The sequence below is a fragment of the Mycobacteriales bacterium genome, from assembly GCA_035995165.1.
Taxonomy (GTDB): Bacteria; Actinomycetota; Actinomycetes; order Mycobacteriales; family CADCTP01; genus CADCTP01.
In genome coordinates, this window is sequence record DASYKU010000013.1 from 1 (window position 1) to 16319 (window position 16319).

Consider the following 16319-nt stretch of genomic DNA (forward strand, 5'->3'; position numbering starts at 1 on the left):
GTGGCGGCGACGGCGGTGTCGTCGTCGTTGCCGGGGAGCGAGCTGGAGGCGGCGGGGGAGTTCGCGCGGGGGCTCGGGGTGCGGTGGGAGACGCCGCGCACGGACGAGATGAGTCGCGACGGGTATCGGGCCAACGCGGGCGACCGGTGCTTCTTCTGCAAGGCCGAGTTGATCGACGTGCTGATGCCGCTGGCCTTGTCATCGGGCCTTGCGTACGTGGCCACCGGGACGAATGCCGACGACCTCAAGGCCGGGTTCCGGCCCGGGATCAGGGCCGCGGCCGAGCGGGGCGCGGTCACGCCGCTGGCCGGTCTGACCAAGGCCGAGATCCGGGCCGCGTCCCGGGCCATGGGCCTGGTGACCTGGGACAAGCCGGCCGCGGCCTGCCTGTCCAGCCGGATCGCGTACGGGGTGCAGGTCACGCCGGCGCGGCTGGCCCGGGTCGAGCGGGCCGAGGCGGCGCTGCGGGCGGCGCTGGCCGACGCCGGGCTGCCGGTGCGGGACCTGCGCGTACGCGACCTCGGCGCCGACGGTGCCCGGGTCGAGGTCGACCGGGCGCTGGTCCCGGCGCTGGCCGACCGGCCCGACCTGCTGGCCGCGGTCGACGGGTTCGGCGCGGTCACGCTCGACCCGCTGGGTTTTCGGTCCGGCTCGATGAACTCGGCTCTCGACGAACGATTCCGCTGAGCCACCGGCGCGTCGTCGGCGAGCCGGTGCGCACCGTCGTCGTCCGGTCACCAGGAGCCAAACCGGCTGGGGGACGCCCCGACCGGGCGACTAGCCTGGAGCCACGATGCGCCGACGGCGGCGCGCTGCGACGGAGGACTGAGAGCTCGTGCCGATCGGCAAGGTGAAGTGGTTCAGCTCGGAGAAGGGCTTCGGCTTCCTCGCCCGGGACGACGGCGACGACGTGTTCGTGCACCGCGACGCGCTGCCGGACGGCGTGACCGAGCTGAAGCCGGGTTCCCGCGTCGAGTTCGGCGTGGCCCAGGGTCGGCGCGGCGAGCAGGCCCTGTCCGTCCGGGTCCTGGACCCGATCCCGTCGCTGGTCAAGGCCCAGCGCAAGACGCCGGACGAGCTGGCGACCATCGTCGAGGACCTGATCAAGCTGCTGGACGGGATGTCGGACGCGCTGCACCGCGGGCGGCATCCGGACCGGGCCGCGTCCCGCAAGGTCGGCACCGTGCTCCGCGCCGTCGCCGACGACCTCGAAGCCTGAGGCTCAACGGCCTCCGGCCGGCCCGGCCGGAGGATCCGGCTGGGACGGGACGACCGGGCGGGGGCCGGGAAGCGGGTCGGACCGGGCGGCCGGGGCCGGGGCGGAAGCCGGTCAGGCCAGGGCGGCCGGGATCCGGGTCAGGGCGGCGAGGGCGGCCGGGAGGTCCCAGGCCGAGCGGTCCCGCCGGCCGACCAGGTTGCTGATCCCGCGCAGCTCCAGGAACGGCAGCCCGTGCGCCCGGGCGGCGGCGAGCACGCCGGCCCCCTCCATCCCCTCGGCCGCCGGGTCGTACGCGGCGACGAGCTCCTTGGCCCGCTCGGCCGTCCCGGTCACGGTCGAGACCGTGACGATCGGCCCGGCCGCCACCGGGGTCCGGGCCGCGACCCGCGCGACCAGCGCCTCGTCCAGCCAGGTGGTGGCGGCACCGAGGCCGAGCGCGTCGATCGGCAGGAAGCCCTCGGGGGAGTCCGCGCCGAGGTCGGCGTGCACCACCCGGTCGGCCAGCACCAGGTCGCCGACCGCGGCCCGGCGGCCGTACGCGGCCCCGATGCCGGCGCTCACGACCAGGTCGTAGCGGTGCAGGGCCAGCAGCGTGCCGGCGCAGGCGGCGGCCTGGGCCGGTCCCACCCCGCCCGGCACCGCGGTGATCCCGTTCTTGCGCAGCCCCTCGTACGGCCCGAGCCGGACGGCCCGGCCTCCGGTCGCGACGGCGGCGGCCTCGGTAGCGACCGCGGTGACGACCAGCGTGGTCATGTCGCGGGGCGGGCGCGGCGCAGCAGCGGCCGGCGCCGGCCGAGCAGGGTGAGCGTGAAGGCGAGGACGAGCACGCCTGCTGCCACGGCGAAACCGAGTGTTCCGTTCGATGGCAGCGCGATCCCGAGACCGCCGCCGATCACCCAGGCCAGCTGCAACAGCGTCTCGGACCGGGCGAACGCCGAAGCCCGCAGCTGCCCCGGTACCTCGCGCTGGATGATCGCGTCCAGGCAGAGCTTGCCCAGCGCGTTCGCGATGCCGGCCGCGGCGACGACGAGCAGCGCGGTGCCGAGCCCGAACGACAGCGCCGATATCACCGCGATCCCCGCCACCCCGCCGATCGAGCCGAGCAGCACCGGGTCGGGGTGCTTCAGCGGCATCCGGGCGCCGAGCGCGGTGCCGATCACGGCACCGCCGGAGGCCGCCGCGACCAGGCCGCCGAGCGCGAGCGCCGCCTCCGTACCCGTCTCGGTGGACTGGATCCAGAAGGCCAGGAACAGCGTGAGGAACCCGGACAGGCCGCGCAGCGCCGCCCCGGACCGCAGCGCGGTCACCACGTGCGGGCCGAGCGAGAGGCCGGACTTGGTGACGATCGGGCCGGTCGCGGTCAGCGCGGCCGGCGACACCGGCTCCTCGCCCTCGGCCGAGTCGACCGCGGGCGGCAGCCGCAGCGAGAGCACGGCGGCGCCGAGGCAGAACACCGCGGTGATCCGCAGCGCCAGCGGGTAGCTGCCGGAGAGGTTGATGATGCCGGCCAGCAGGCCGGCGCCGATCGCGGCCGCGGCCAGCCCGAACATCGACATCCGCGCGTTGGCGGAGACGAGCGTCAGGCCCTTCGGCAGCACCCGCGGCAGGCAGGCCCCCTTGAGCACCGCATACGCCTTGGACAGCACGAGCGCGCCGAACGCGGCCGGGTAGAGCGCGAAGCCGTTGGTGAACTGGGCCGCCATCACCCAGGCCAGTACGCCCCGGCCGAGCGCGGTCGCGGCCAGCGCCCAGCGCCGGCCCCGCTGCAGCCGGTCCAGGGCCGGGCCGATGAACGGCGCGACCACCGCGAACGGCGCCATCGTCACCAGCAGGTAGAGCGCGACCTGGGTGCGCTGCTCGCTGCGGGCGGCGGAGAAGAAGATCGTGCCGGCCAGGCAGACCGTGATCATCGCGTCCGCGGTGTAGTGGGCCGCGTGCGCCCAGATCAGCCGGGTCAGCCCGGACTCGTCGGCGCCGCCGGCCCGGCTGGCCTCGTTGATCCGGCGGGTACCGGCGCCGATCAGGTACCGGGTACGGGCGGCCGCCACCCGGGTCACCGTCAGCTTCTTCGGCACGTGCTGTCGCGGGGCGCCGTCCTCAGGGCCGTCCGGGGTGCCCCCGGTCGGCGTGGTCGGGTCGGCGCTCACCCCCTCATCCTGCCTCACCACCCCGACCGGATTCGCTGTTCGGGGTGGGTGTTTGGCACGATGGTGTGGTGCCGACCACCACTGCAGCCCGGCCCGACGCGACCCTGACCGCCGCCGTCGACATCGCCGCGGCCGCGGCGCGGGCCGAGGGTGGCGACGGCGTCGGCGAGCACCTCGGCAGCCGCCCCGAGGTCGACCGGGTGATGACGCACTTCTTCGCCGCCTCGGTCCCCGGCTACACCGGCTGGCGCTGGGCCGTGACCGTGGCCCGGGCGTCCCGGTCCAAGACCGTCACCGTGGACGAGGTCGTGCTGCTGCCCGGCGAGGGCTCCCTGCTGCCGCCGGAGTGGGTGCCGTGGTCGCAGCGGCTGCGTCCGGGCGACCTCGGCGTCGGCGACCTGCTGCCGACGACCGCGGACGACGACCGGCTGGCCCCGGCGTACCTGCTCTCCGACGATCCGGCGGTCGAGTCGGTCGCCTTCGAGCTCGGCCTCGGCCGGGTCCGGGTGATGTCGGCGCTGGGGCGCGACGACGCCGCCGAGCGCTGGTACGCGGGGGAGGGCGGCCCGGACACCCCGATGGCCGCGAACGCCCCGGGCCGCTGTGGCACCTGCGGTTTCTACCTGCAGATCGAGGGCTCGATGCGGGCCGTGTTCGGGGTCTGCGGCAACGCGATGTCGCCCCGGGACGCCTCGGTCGTCTCCGCCGACGCCGGCTGCGGCGCGCACTCCGAGGCCGCGGTCGAGCCGCCCGCGTCCACCCCGTTCCCGGCCCCCGCGTACGACGACGGTGTCGACATCGAACGTGTCTGACCCGTTCGGCACCGGTCCCATCCGGGACCGGGTACTGGCGGCCTGGACGGCGTCCCCGGCCCGGTTCCGGGAGGACGCGAACGCCGAGCAGGACCTGACCCACGGGGCGTACCGGGACCGGTTGCTGGTCGAGCTGGCCCAGAACGCGGCCGACGCCGCGACCCGGTCGCATGTGGACGGACGGTTGCGACTGTCGCTCGTGGACGGTGCGCTGGCCGCGGCCAACACCGGCACGCCGCTGGACCCGGCCGGGGTGGAGGCGCTGGCGACGCTGCGGGCCTCGGCCAAGCGGGACGGCGGCAGCGTCGGGCGGTTCGGGGTCGGGTTCGCGGCCGTGCTCACCGTGACCGACGCACCGTCGGTGCGCTCGACCACCGGCGGGGTGCGGTTCTCGGCCGACGAGACCCGGGCCGTGGTCGCCGCGGTGCCGGCGCTGGCGGCCGAGCTGGACCGGCGCGGCGGGCAGGTGCCGGTGCTGCGGCTGCCCTGGCCGGACGCGGCGTTGCCGCCGGGGGACTGGGACACCGAGGTCCGGCTGCCGCTGCGGGCGGACGCGGTCGAGGCCGTCCGGGCCGCGCTGTCCGAACTGGACCCGGTGCTGCTGCTCGCGCTGCCGGCGCTGCGCTCGATCGACGCCGGCGGCCGCCTCCTCACCCGCGCTGACGTCGGCGGTCGCACCGGGTCCGTGCTGCGGGAGGTGGCGCTCTCCGACGGGGACCGTACCGCTCGGTGGATGGTGCGGGCGGTGGACGGGGTGCTGGCCGCGGACCTGCTGGCCGGTCGCCCGGCCGAGGAGCGGGACCGTCCGGAGTGGACGGTCAGCTGGGCCGTCCCGGTCGACGCGGACGGGCGACCGGTGCCGCCGGCGACCCGGCGCGTCGTGCACGCGCCGACGCCGACGGACGAGCCGCTGTCGGTGCCGGCCGTGCTGCTCGGCACGTTCCCGCTCGGCTCCGACCGGCGGCACGTCACCCCGGGGCCGGTCACCGACGTGCTCGTCCGCGCGGCCGCGGTGGCCTATGCCGAGCTGGTCGCGGCGCTGCCGGCGGACCCGGCGCTGCTCGCGCTGGTGCCGCGGCCCCAACTGGCCGCGGCCGAGCTGGACGCCGCCGTCTCCGCCGCCGTTCTCGACGCCCTGCGCACCACTGCCTGGCTCCCCCCGGTCGCCGCGGCGCCGTCCGACCCACTCGGGCCGGCCGACACGGTCGGGCGTCCCGGGCGGGACGGGGACGCCGCCCCGCTCGGGCCGGGCGACACGGCCGGGGATCCCGGGTGGGAGGCCGACCCGCTCGGGCCGGAGGCCGAGGTTCGGGGCCGCGACGGGGACTTCGGCTCGGACGGCGACCGCCGCCGCCCCGCGGACGCGCGGCGGGTGGTGCCGGGGGACGCGGCGGTCATCGACGCGGCATCGGCGGAGTTGGTCGACGCGCTGGCCGACCTGGTGCCGGGGCTGCTGCCGGCCGAGTGGTCCGGGCGTGGCCAGGCGGCCGCGCTGTCGGCCCTGGGCGTACGGCGGCTGAGCACCGCCGACGTGGTCGAGCTGGTGGCCGGGATCGAGCGCCCGCCGGCCTGGTGGCGGGCGCTCTACGCCGCGCTCGCCGACCGTCCGGACCGCGAGTCGCTGGCCGCGCTGCCCGTCCCGCTCGCCGACGGCCGCACCGTCACCGGCGGCCGGGGCGTACTGCTCCCGGACGCCGACCTGCCGGCCGAGGCGGCCGCCACGCTGGGGCTGCGGATCGTGCATCCGGAGGCCGCGCACCCGCTGCTGGAACGCCTCGGCGCGACCCCGGCCACCGCCCGCGGCCTGCTCGCCGACGAGCGGGTCCTCGCCGCCGTGGCCGAGTCGTACGACGAGGAGGACCCGGCCCCGGTCGCCGCGGCCGTGCTGGCCCTGGTCCGCGGCGCCGGTCTGGAGCCGGGGGACGTCCCGGAACTGGCCGAGCTGGCCCTGGAGGCCGAGGACGGCGAGTGGTACCCGGCCGGCGAGCTGCTGCTGCCCGGCTCCCCGCTGGCCCGGGTCGTCGCCGCGGACGCCCCGTTCGAGACGGTCGGCGCGGCCATGGTCGCGGAGTGGGGTCCGGGCGTGCTGGCCGCGACCGGGGTCCTGCGGACGTTCGCGGTGCTGTCCAGCGGTGAGCTCGACGTCGACCCGGATGCCGCCGACCACGACCTCGACGGCGAGGCCGAGTGGATGGAGGCGCTGCTGGACCGGCTGCCGCCGCAGCGGGTGCCACCCCGGCTGACCGCGTTCGCCGCCGTCCGCGACCTCGACCTCGTCGAGGACTGGGACGGTGCCCGGGCCCTGCTGGCCGGCACCGGTCCCACGGCGGACGTCCAGCTCGGCGACGGTACGCACGTCCGGACACCGTCGTACACCACCTGGTGGCTCAGTACCCACCGGACGCTCCGCGGGCGCCGTCCGGACCAGCTCCGGGCCCCGTCCGCGACCGACCTCGAGGGCCTGTACGAGCCGGCCGACGCGGACCCGGACACGCTGGAGCTCTACGGCGTCCCGCGGTCGATCGAGGACGTGCTGGCCGACCCCGACCGCGCGCTCGACCTGCTCCACCGGCTCGGCGACCCGGCCCTGACCGTCCCCGCCGCCACCCTCCGCACCGTGTACGCCCGCCTCGCGCTGGTGCTGGAGGACAACGCCGAGCCGCCGGACCGGGTCCGGGTCGCGCCGGACCGGACCGTGCCGCGGGAGGAGGCGGTGGTCCTGGACCTGCCGTACCTGCTGCCGCTGCTCGGGCGGAACCGGGTCCCGGTGCCGGCCGGCGAGGCGACCGGGCCGGTGGCCGACCTGCTGGACCTGCCGCTGGCCGGCGAGCTGCTCGGCCCGCGTACGCCGGCCGGCCGTCCGGTCCGGACCACGACCTGGGCCGAGGTCCCGGGGGCGGAGCTGGCCGCCGCCCGCTGCGGCGCCCCGGTCCCGGCCGCCACCGTCGTGGTCCATGACGGCCTGACCGTCGACGGCACGCCGGTCGCCTGGTGGCCCGACGGGGACACCGACCACACCGATGGCAGTCCCGCCGCGCTGGGCCGGGCGCTGGCCTGGCGGCTCGGCGCCTGGCCGGCCCGCGCCGCCGCCGCCGAGGCCCTGACCGACCCCGGCGACGCCGCCCTCGCCCTCGAGGACGCCGTCAGCTAGAGCTAGCCTGGCCCGGTGCCCGAGCCGCTGCGTCCCGCGCCGCCTCCGCTGGAGGTGGACACGTTCACGGTCGTGCTGATCGGCATGGGCCTGTGGGTGCTGGCCTTCCTGGCCCTGCTGCCGTTCCGGGACGGGCACGGGGTCTGGCTGCAGAGCTGCGCGGTCGGCTTCGGGCTCGGTTTCCTCGGGCTGCTGATGACCCGCAACCGGCGGCACCGCCGTACCGGGACGCAGGTCAGGTGGGGACCGGCGGAATCGTAAGGTATGCTAACGATGTGGTGAGGTCAGCGACGATCGACACCGCGCTGGCCAGCTCTCTGAGGTTGTCCGTGGTCCGGCTGAACCGCCGGCTCCGCGGCCAGCGCGCCGACACGTCGGTGACCCTCACCCAGCTGGCGGCGCTGTCGACGCTGAAGGGATACGGGGCGCTCACCCCGGGCGAACTGGCGGCGCACGAGAAGGTGACGCCGCCCTCGATGACGCGCGTGCTCGCGGTGCTGGAGGAACGCGGGCTGGTCCTGCGTCGCCCGCACCCGACCGACGGCCGGCAGGCGCTGGTCGAGCTGACCGACACCGGGCGCGAGCTGCTGCACGGGGAGGTCCGGGCCCGCGAGGCCTGGCTCGCCCGCCGGCTGGCCGAGCTGTCCGACGGGGACCGCGAGGTGCTCCGGGCAGCCACCGCCGTGATCGAGAAACTGGTGGCCTCCGAGTAGGGGCCGGGCAACACCGCGCGAGGCGCGGGGGAAGCAGAGGGTGCACGTGACCGCCGCGTCCGCGGGGATGTTCCGGAGCCTCCGGGTTCGCAACTACCGGCTCTACGCCAGCGGGCAGGTGATCTCCCTCACCGGCACCTGGATGCAGCGGGTCGCCCAGGACTGGTTGATCCTCGAGCTCTCCGGCAACTCCGGCACCGCGATCGGCATCGTGCTGGCCCTGCAGTTCGGCCCGACCCTGCTGTTCTCGCTCTGGGGCGGCGTCCTCGCCGACCGGTACGACAAGCGCAAGATCCTCTTCTTCACCCAGAGCGTGATGATCGCTCAGGCCGCGGTGCTGGGCGTGCTCGACGTCAGCGGCCACGTCCAGCTCTGGCACGTCTACCTGCTCGCTCTCGTGCTCGGCATCACCAGCTCGCTGGACGTCCCGGTGCGGCAGTCGTTCGTGGTCGAGATGGTCGGCGGCACCGACCTGCCCAACGCGGTCAGCCTGAACTCGGTCACGTTCAACACGGCCCGGATCGTCGGGCCCGCGCTGGCCGGCGTGCTCATCGCCGTGGTCGGCACCGGCTGGGTGTTCCTCGGCAACTCGATCTTCACGATCGCGGTGATCGTCGTGCTGGCCGCGATGCGGCCCTCGGAGCTGTTCCGCTCGCCACCGACCGGCCGGTCACCGGGCCAGCTGGTCGAGGGCCTGCGGTACGTCAAGGGCCGCTCCGACCTGATCCTGCCGATGGTGCTGGTCTTCGTGGTCGGCACCTTCGGGCTGAACTTCCCGGTCACGATGGCGCTGATGGCCAAGGAGGTCTTCGGCCGCGGGGCCGCCGGCTACGGCCTGTTCACCACCGCGATCGCGGTCGGCTCGCTCGGCGGCGCGCTCGTCTCGACCCGGCGTACGACCACGCCGCGCGCCCGGCTGCTGCTGGCCTCCTGCTTCGCGTTCGGGGCGATCGAGGCCGTGGTCGGGCTGGCCCCGACGTACTGGTCGGCGGTCGTGCTGCTGCTGCCGATGGGCGCGGCCACGCTGACGTTCACGATCGCGGCCAACTCGGCCGTGCAGCTGGGCAGCGACCCGGCGTTCCGGGGCCGGGTGATGGCGCTCTACCTGATGTGCTTCATGGGCGGTACGCCGATCGGGGCCCCGCTGGTCGGCCTGATCTCCGACGCCTTCGGCCCCCGGGCCGGCGTGGTCAACTCCGGGGTGATCTGCGCCGTCGCCGCCGCGGTCGCCGCCGTGGTGACCGCCCGGCGGCGCGGAACGACGCTGACCGCGCAGGTCGGCGCGCTGCCGCACCCGCACCTGCGGCACCACCGCCCGGCCCTGGTCCCGGTCGGCGGCCGGCCCGAGGCGGTCACTCCGATGGCCGAGCCGGCGGTCGCGATCGAGGTCGCCGCGCCGGCCGGGACGATCGAGGACGCGGCCCTGCTGGAGGCCGCCACCGCAGATCATCGACGAGCCAGCTGAATCGAGGAACTGGCGACCTTGAAGGCAGACGTTTACCTTCGGAAGATGGGGTCACCGACCTCCCTCACAGCAGGCATCCTCGAGCTGAGCGCGGCCGCGGTCTTCCCGGTGGTGCTCATCTGGATTGCGCTGCGCCTCGGCGCCATCTTCCGGTTCACGGTCCGGGTGCTCCGCTTCCTGCGGATCGTGCCCAAGCCGAAGCCCGAGCCGCCCGCGCCGCGGGTGCCGCTGGAGAAGCTCACCGCCGACCTCTGCCGGCTCTCGACCGCGATCCGGGACGTGCCGCCCGAGGCGTCGCGGGCGCGCAAGCACGGCCTGCTCCTGGCGTACGACGACGTGCTGGGGAAGGCCGCGCTGGCGCTGGAGGTGCCGCACGTGCTGACCGAGCTGTCGCTCGGCATGGACCGGGACCTGGAGCGGATGCGGGTCGAGGGCACGCTGCGGGACGGCGGTCTGCGGTTCGGTCCTGTCCGCAGGCGCCAGGACATGCCCTGAACCAACGGCTGTTCGCGGCGGTCGTGCCGCCGCCGTCCGCGCTGGACCATCTCGGCGGGGCGCTGCGCCGGCTCCGGGACCGGCCCGGCGGGCCGCGCTGGGCCGGTCGCGAGACCCAGCACGTGACGCTCGCCTTCTTCGGTGAGGTGCCGGACGACCACGTCCCGGTGCTGACGGACGCGTTGTCCGACGCGCTGGGGGTGGTCGACGTGCATCTGCGGCTGGCCGGGGCCGGCACGTTCCCGGAGAAGGGCGACCCGCGGGTGCTCTGGGTCGGGGTCGACGGCGACGTCGAGAAGCTGGCCGCGCTCGCCGCCGCCGCGGCCGGGGCCGGGCGGGCGGCGGGGATCCCGATCGAGCGGCGGCCGTACCGGCCGCACGTGACCGTGGGCCGCTGGGCCGGCTCGGCCCGCGGCGACCGGAGGATCGCCGGGGCGCTGGGCAACTACGCCGGGCCGCACTTCACCGCGGGCGAGATCGTGCTGATGCGCAGCCACCACGGCTCGTCCCCCCACTACGAGACCGTCTCCAGCTGGCGCTGAGCGACATGAGCAAGGCGGGGCGCCGGGCGACGCGGTGGGGACGTACCACCCGACGCCCCGCTGACCACCCTGTCTACCAGGCGTGGTGAACCCGCGCAGGCGGTCGTTCCTACTACCAGGCGTAGTGCTCGGGCGCGGTCCTGTAGCCCGGGAAGATCTCGTCCAGCCGGTCCAGGACCTTGTCCTCCAGGTGCACCTCGAGCGCGTGCTGGGTGCCGTCGAGCTGCTCCATGGTGCGCGGGCCGATGATCGGGCCGGTGACCGCGGGCCGGGTCAGCAGCCAGGCCAGCGCCACGTCGGCCGGCTCCTCGCCGAGCTCCTCACACAGGTCCTCGTACGCGCCGATGGCCTCCTTGTGCGCCTCCAGCGTCTCCTTGGCCCGGCCGGTCGTACGCCGGCTGCCCTCCCGCTCCTTGCGCAGCACGCCGCCGAGCAGGCCGCCGTGCAGCGGGCTCCACGGGATGACGCCCAGCCCGTACGCCTGGGCCGCCGGCAGGACCTCCAGCTCCACCTCGCGGGTGAGCAGGTTGTAGATGGACTGCTCGGAGACCAGCCCGTAGGAGTGGCGGCGGAGGGCGGCCTCGTTGGCCTGGGCGATGTTCCAGCCGGCGAAGTTGGACGAGCCGACGTAGAGGATCTTGCCCTGCTGGACCAGGGTGTCCATGGCCTGCCAGATCTCGTCCCAGGGCGTTTCCCGGTCGACGTGGTGCATCTGGTAGAGGTCGATGTGGTCGGTCTGCAGGCGGGCGAGCGAGGCGTCGCAGGCGCGGCGGATGTTCAGCGCCGAGAGCTTGTCGTTGTTGGGCCACTTCTCGCCCATGTTGCCGTTCATCTTGGTGGCCAGGACGGTCTTGTCCCGGCGGTCGCCACCGAGGGCGAACCAGTTGCCGATGATCTCCTCGGTCCGGCCGCGGTTCTCGCCCCAGCCGTACACGTTGGCGGTGTCGAAGAAGTTGATGCCGTACTCGTGGGCCTTGTCCATGATCGCGTGCGATGTCGGCTCGTCAGTCTCCGGCCCGAAGTTCATCGTGCCGAGCACGAGCCGCGACACGCGCAGCCCCGTCCGTCCGAGATAGGTGTACTCCATACCTTCACCTTTCCCCCCGTTAGCAAAGCTAACAACGTGACGAGGTCGTCGTTCGCAGCGCGGTGCCGCCGCCCGGGGTTGGTGTCCTGAGGAACCCGTACCACCGGGCGCGGTAGCTACCACTCCCAGTGGTACCGGTTCCGGCGGACTGCCACGCCGGCGGGTGCTGGCTCCCCAGCAGGTGCGCCCCGATGGGCTCGGCGTGCCGACGACCGCTGTGGTGTCACTGGCCCGAGAAGCCCGCGTACAGCCTCGTCGGCGGGAACCGACCGGTCCTGACCCGGAGCGATTCGCCGGGTCGCTAGTGGACGGGGTCGGGGGCGCCTTCGGTGAGGTGGCCGTCGTGCATCGAGAGGACGCGATCGGCGTAGCCCCACGTCTCGGGGTTGTGGGTGGCGATCAGGCAGGACCCGCCGTGCCGGAGCAGGTCGCGGAACTCGGCGAAGATCGCGTCGGTCCAGCCGGCGTCCTGGTGCGCGGTCGGCTCGTCGGCCAGCAGCAGCGTCGGCCCCAGCAGCAGCGCCCGGGACGCCGCGCAGCGCTGCTGCTCGCCGAGCGAGGTCTGCTTCGGGTACCGCGCGGCCAGGTGTGCGATGCCGAGGCCGGTCATCAGCTCGGTCGCCCGCGGCCGCAGCTCGGCCAGCCGGCCGGTGAGCCGGGCCGGCAGCAGGATGTTCTCCTCCACGGTCAGGTCGTCGAGCAGCCCGAGCGCCTGCGGCACGATCGCCAGCCGCCGCCAGGGCAGCCGGTCCGGCGAGCTCACGGCCAGCTCCGACGTCCAGTCCAGGGTGCCGTCGTCCGGCTGCTCCCACCCGCAGAGCACGTTGAGCAGGGTCGACTTGCCCGAGCCGGACGGCCCGACCAGCGCGATCAGCTCACCCGGGTGCAGCGTCAGCGACACCCCGCGCAGGGCGTGCACCTGCTCGTCCCCACGCCTGTACGACTTCTCCAGGCCGTGCGCGTCGACCACCGCGGTGCCTACCACGCCGCCCTCCGTTCGCCTCGTCGGTCGCTCCATTCCGCGGGCAACCGTGGGGCGATCAACCGCCCGGGGGCCCTGCGATGCTCACTCCCTCGTCGGCTCACCACGACTCGACCACCTCTCCGTGTTCCAGCCGCAGCAGGTGGTCCGTCGAGCGCACCACCCGCGGGTCGTGCGAGGACAGCAGGAACGCCACGCCCTCGGCGCGCAGGTCGTGCACGGCCTCCAGCACCCGGTCCGCGGACGCCGAGTCCAGCTCCGCGGTGGGCTCGTCGGCGACCACGATCGCGGGCCGGCCGATCACGGCGCAGGCGAAGGACAGCCGCTGCTGCTCGCCGCCGGACAGCTGCACCGGCAGGTGCTCGGCCCGGTCGGTCAGCCCGAGCACGGCCAGCAGCCGGTCGATCTCGCCCTCGTCCGGCCGCAGCCCGCGCAGCCTCGCGGCCAGCCGGACCTGCTCGGCGCCGCGGAGGTACTCGACCAGGTTGTCGACCGGGTTCTGGAAGACGTAGCCGACCGCGGTCCGGCGCAGCGCCCGCCGCTTGCGCACGCTCAGCTCGGCGATCTCCCGGCCGCCGACCCGGACCGAGCCCGAGGTCGGCCGGTCCACGCAGGCCAGGATCCGCAGCAGCGAGGACTTCCCCGACCCGGACGGCCCGACGATCGTGCTGACCCGACCGGCCGGGAACTCCTTGTCGATCCCCTTCAGCGCCTGGACCTCTTCGTCCTCGATCACGTACGTCTTGCGTACGTCCCGGACGGCGGCCGCCGGTTCCGCGGCCGTGGCGAGCGGGCCACCCCAGTCGGAGTCGCCCCAGTCGTCGATCCCGTAGGACTCAGGAGCCAAGGCGGAGCACCTCCGAGACGTCGGCGCGGTCGGCCGACCGCTGCGCGTACAGCGCGGCCAGCACGACGACCACCGCGACGGCCAGCGCCGAACCGGCGATGGCCGGCACCGGGACGGTGAGCAACGGGCCCGGTGGCCGGCTGGGGTCGATGTCGAGCCGGCGGAAGACCATGAGCACGGCGGCCCAGGCCAGCCCGGCCCCGATCACCCAGGCCAGCCCGAGCAGGACGCCGAGCTCGGCCAGCAGCGAGCGCAGGTGGGTGGCCCGGGTCAGGCCCATCCGCTTGCCCAGCGCGTACGAGGCCGAGCGGGAGCGTTGCCGGGTCTCCAGGTAGAGCAGCAGCCCGCCGATCGCGACCAGGCCGACGAGCGCGGCCAGCGCGGACAGGTAGTCGAAGGTCCAGGAGATGCCGAGGAAGTTGGCCACCTCGAAGACCGTGTCCTGCGAGGTGACCAGGTAGATCCGGGCGTTCTGGGCGGAGACCGCGGCCCGGGCCGCGTCCGGCGAGCCGTCCCGGCTCCAGACCTCGTTGAGCTGACCGGCGAACTTGTCCACGGGGCCGAGCCGGGACCGGTCCACGACGAGCATCGGGCCGGGGATGCGCCGGCCGGGGAAGAGGTGCGCGTGCGCGGTGGTGACCGCGTCGATCTTCGTCGTACCCAACCCGAGCTGGAACGTGGCCGGGAAGTCCGGGCCGTCCTCGACGATCGCGACCGCCGGGACCCGGCCGTCCGCGGCCGGCGCCCGCAGCTTCGCCATCAGCGTGCCCAGCGAGTCCTCGGCGAACCGCCGGTCCCAGTACGCGGTGGCCGGGAACGAGTCCGGGTCGATCGCCAGCACGGTCACGTCGGTGGGCTGGCCGTCGACCTTGCCGTACAGATAGCGGAAGACGACCGTGCCGACGGCGTCGGTGGCGGGGGTGCGTTCGATCGGGTCGACGGTCTGCACCGCGACCGTGCTGCCGTTGATCAGCCCGGCCTTGGAGTCCAGCGTGTACTGGGAGGTGCCGGTGAGGGTGGCGGCGTAGACGAGCACCGCGATCGGCGTGCTCGCCGCGGCCAGCAGCACCACGCTGACCACCCGGGAGGCGGTGACCCGGCGGGTGGCCAGGTACCAGCCCGGGCTCAGCCGGGTCGCGGTCCGGCCCAGCCGCGGCAGCAGCGCCGCCAGCAGCCGGACCAGCAGCACCGCCGAGCCGACCAGGAACAACAGCGGGAACGCGACCACGAGCAGGTTGATCTGGGCGATGCCGCCGTCGACGGTGACCGCGTCCTCGCGGCGCAGCTGCAGCCAGCAGCCGAGCGCGGCCCCGAGCAGCAGCAGCTCCCAGGGCACCAGCGCGACCCAGCCCCGGCGGGCCCCGACCGGCCGCTCGGTCGCGGCCCGGCTGCGCAGCCCGGCCACCAGGGCCAGCAGCGCCAGCCCGCCGGCGAGCGCGACCAGCGCGGTCAGCCCGGCCTGCCAGGGTGCGGCCGCGTCCAGCAGCGGGCTCGGCCCGAGCAGCGCGACCAGCCACCGGGCCAGCACCCAGCCCAGCACGGTGCCGACGATCGCCGGCAGCGCCAGCTCCAGCACGGCCTTGAGCGCCAGCGCGGACGGCCCGACCCCGCGCGAGGACAGCAGCCGCACCTCCCGCGCCCGCCGATCCGCCCAGTACGACCCGGCGGCGCCGACCAGCAGCAGCGCCAGCAGCGAGCCGCCGAGCGCGATCGGCAGCACCGGTCCGCGCAGACCCTGCCGGGTGAGCTCGGTCCGGTCCACGAACTGCGGCATCTGCCCGGACCCGGACGTGCGCTGGGCCAGCGCGGCCGGCTCGGGCAGGCTCAGCGCCCGGTACGCCGCCTGCTGCTGGGCCGCGATCGCCTTGCCCTGGGTGAGCGTGATGTCGGTGGTGTCGGCCGGGGCGATCCAGCTGTCCGTGCTGGAGCCGCGGTAGCTGTCCCGGATCGAGGTGAAGGTGGCCGCGTCGGTGGTGATGACCATCGGCGGCGGCGTGGAGTCGCCGCCGTAGCTGGGATTGAGGAACAGGCTCGTGTACGAGCACCAGTACGGCCGGACGGCCTCCTGGTCCAGGTTGCGGTAGATGCCGACCACCCGGATCGAGGTCTGCCCGCCCGCGCCGGCGCCGCCGGCCGAGACCGTGATCCGGGAGCCGACCTTCGCGCTCAGCTGGGTCGCCATCCCGGCCTGCAGCCAGACCCCGGAGCCGCTCAGCGTCCGCCCGACCGGCGTGATCTGCGCCGTGGCGCCGTCCCGGTAGAACAGCCGGCCGCCGGCGCTCTCCACCCCGATCCCGAACTGCGGGCTCTGGTCGGACACCCGCAGCCGCGACGGCGAGGCCAGCCCGGCCCCGGCCATCGCCGTGCGGACGTCGGCGTCGGCGAGCTTCCGCGCGCCCTCGCGCTGGTCGGTCGTGTCGGACACGACCCGGCTCGACTGCACGGTCGGGTAGCCGGCGTCCGCGCACTGCGCGACCAGCAGCCGGCGCAGCGACTCCGAGGACGCCGAGGACAGGAACAACGCGGCCGAGGAGCTGGCGCAGGCCAGGATCGCCGCCGCCCCCAGCACGGCCAGGATCACCGCGGGCTGCCGGAACGGCAGGAACGGTGCCCGGGTCCACGGCGGCAGCAGGATGACGCCGCCCCCGGTACGCCGGCCGGGCGCGCGGGTCAGCGGCGGTGCGGTCCCGCCGGGGCGCGGCGGGTCGGCGATCGTGTCCGCCGGACCGGTCCTCGGCGCCTCCAACGTCGTCCGCACGGATCTCACGGTAGGGGGTGGGAGCGGCCGTACAGGGGGTTCCGTGACGGAATCGTGAGGCGGGGCGGCCGTTCGGAGTGGGCTGGATAGCCTCACCGGGT

The 16319-nt window shown here is 75.1% G+C and carries 15 protein-coding genes; 9 read left to right on the forward strand and 6 right to left on the reverse strand.

What is annotated here, in order from left to right; genetic code table 11:
- The coding region (locus tag VGP36_02225) for a TIGR00268 family protein (protein HEV7653539.1) at positions 1 to 687 on the forward strand (687 nt) is incomplete at its 5' end.
- A gap of 148 nt (positions 688 to 835) precedes the next feature.
- Positions 836 to 1219: a cold-shock protein gene (locus tag VGP36_02230; protein HEV7653540.1), complete on the forward strand. Its 384-nt coding sequence runs from the start codon at positions 836 to 838 to the stop codon at positions 1217 to 1219.
- 111 nt (positions 1220 to 1330) lie between these two features.
- Here VGP36_02230 and mqnB read toward each other — a convergent pair whose 3' ends face one another.
- Together mqnB and VGP36_02240 are read right to left on the reverse strand one after the other, a co-directional pair.
- Positions 1331 to 1972: a futalosine hydrolase gene (mqnB, locus tag VGP36_02235; GenBank protein HEV7653541.1), complete on the reverse strand. Its 642-nt coding sequence runs from the start codon at positions 1970 to 1972 to the stop codon at positions 1331 to 1333.
- A complete protein-coding gene (locus VGP36_02240; protein HEV7653542.1) occupies positions 1969 to 3366 on the reverse strand; it encodes an MFS transporter in 1398 nt (465 codons plus the stop codon). The genes mqnB and VGP36_02240 overlap by 4 nt, the downstream gene beginning before the upstream one ends.
- 68 nt (positions 3367 to 3434) lie before the next feature.
- Here VGP36_02240 and VGP36_02245 point away from each other — a divergent pair, with 68 nt between their 5' ends.
- Genes VGP36_02245 through thpR form a run of 7 tightly spaced genes read left to right on the forward strand, consistent with a single transcriptional unit; the run spans position 3435 to position 10544 of the window.
- On the forward strand, positions 3435 to 4178 hold the full coding sequence (locus tag VGP36_02245) for a DUF3027 domain-containing protein (protein ID HEV7653543.1): 744 nt from the start codon (positions 3435 to 3437) through the stop codon (positions 4176 to 4178).
- Positions 4171 to 7329, forward strand: a complete 3159-nt coding sequence (locus VGP36_02250; GenBank protein HEV7653544.1) for a hypothetical protein — start codon at positions 4171 to 4173, stop codon at positions 7327 to 7329. Before VGP36_02245 ends, VGP36_02250 begins: the two co-directional genes overlap by 8 nt.
- A gap of 15 nt (positions 7330 to 7344) precedes the next feature.
- Positions 7345 to 7590 (forward strand): DUF2530 domain-containing protein, encoded by a 246-nt coding sequence (locus VGP36_02255; GenBank protein HEV7653545.1) that lies wholly within the window; start codon positions 7345 to 7347, stop codon positions 7588 to 7590.
- 14 nt (positions 7591 to 7604) lie between these two features.
- Positions 7605 to 8042, forward strand: coding sequence for a MarR family transcriptional regulator (locus VGP36_02260; protein HEV7653546.1), 438 nt, complete (start codon positions 7605 to 7607; stop codon positions 8040 to 8042).
- Positions 8043 to 8088: 46 nt separating this feature from the next.
- Entirely contained in the window at positions 8089 to 9507 is a 1419-nt protein-coding gene (locus VGP36_02265; GenBank protein HEV7653547.1) for an MFS transporter, read from the forward strand.
- Positions 9508 to 9552: 45 nt separating this feature from the next.
- Positions 9553 to 10002 (forward strand): hypothetical protein, encoded by a 450-nt coding sequence (locus VGP36_02270; protein ID HEV7653548.1) that lies wholly within the window; start codon positions 9553 to 9555, stop codon positions 10000 to 10002.
- 8 nt (positions 10003 to 10010) lie between these two features.
- Complete coding sequence (gene thpR / locus VGP36_02275) at positions 10011 to 10544, forward strand: RNA 2',3'-cyclic phosphodiesterase (protein HEV7653549.1); 534 nt, start codon at positions 10011 to 10013, stop codon at positions 10542 to 10544.
- Between the two features lie 112 nt (positions 10545 to 10656).
- Here the strand turns inward: thpR and VGP36_02280 are convergent, their stop codons facing one another.
- The 4 genes from VGP36_02280 to VGP36_02295 all read right to left on the reverse strand — a co-directional run bounded on the left by VGP36_02280 (position 10657) and on the right by VGP36_02295 (position 16218).
- Positions 10657 to 11631 carry an aldo/keto reductase gene (locus VGP36_02280; GenBank protein HEV7653550.1) on the reverse strand — a complete coding sequence of 325 codons (975 nt, stop codon included), beginning with the start codon at positions 11629 to 11631 and terminating at the stop codon, positions 10657 to 10659.
- 301 nt (positions 11632 to 11932) lie between these two features.
- Positions 11933 to 12616, reverse strand: coding sequence for an ATP-binding cassette domain-containing protein (locus tag VGP36_02285; protein HEV7653551.1), 684 nt, complete (start codon positions 12614 to 12616; stop codon positions 11933 to 11935).
- A gap of 97 nt (positions 12617 to 12713) precedes the next feature.
- A complete protein-coding gene (locus VGP36_02290) occupies positions 12714 to 13460 on the reverse strand; it encodes an ABC transporter ATP-binding protein (GenBank protein HEV7653552.1) in 747 nt (248 codons plus the stop codon).
- Positions 13450 to 16218 (reverse strand): FtsX-like permease family protein, encoded by a 2769-nt coding sequence (locus VGP36_02295; GenBank protein ID HEV7653553.1) that lies wholly within the window; start codon positions 16216 to 16218, stop codon positions 13450 to 13452. The genes VGP36_02290 and VGP36_02295 overlap by 11 nt, the downstream gene beginning before the upstream one ends.
- Positions 16219 to 16319 lie beyond the last annotated feature (101 nt).

Excerpts from the sequence above, each read along its gene's own strand:
- mqnB (HEV7653541.1), bottom strand. The coding sequence starts at position 1,972 with ATGACCACGCTGGTCGTCACCGCGGTCGCTACCGAGGCCGCCGCCGTC.
- VGP36_02270 (HEV7653548.1), top strand. The coding sequence starts at position 9,553 with ATGGGGTCACCGACCTCCCTCACAGCAGGCATCCTCGAGCTGAGCGCG.
- VGP36_02280 (HEV7653550.1), bottom strand. The coding sequence starts at position 11,631 with ATGGAGTACACCTATCTCGGACGGACGGGGCTGCGCGTGTCGCGGCTC.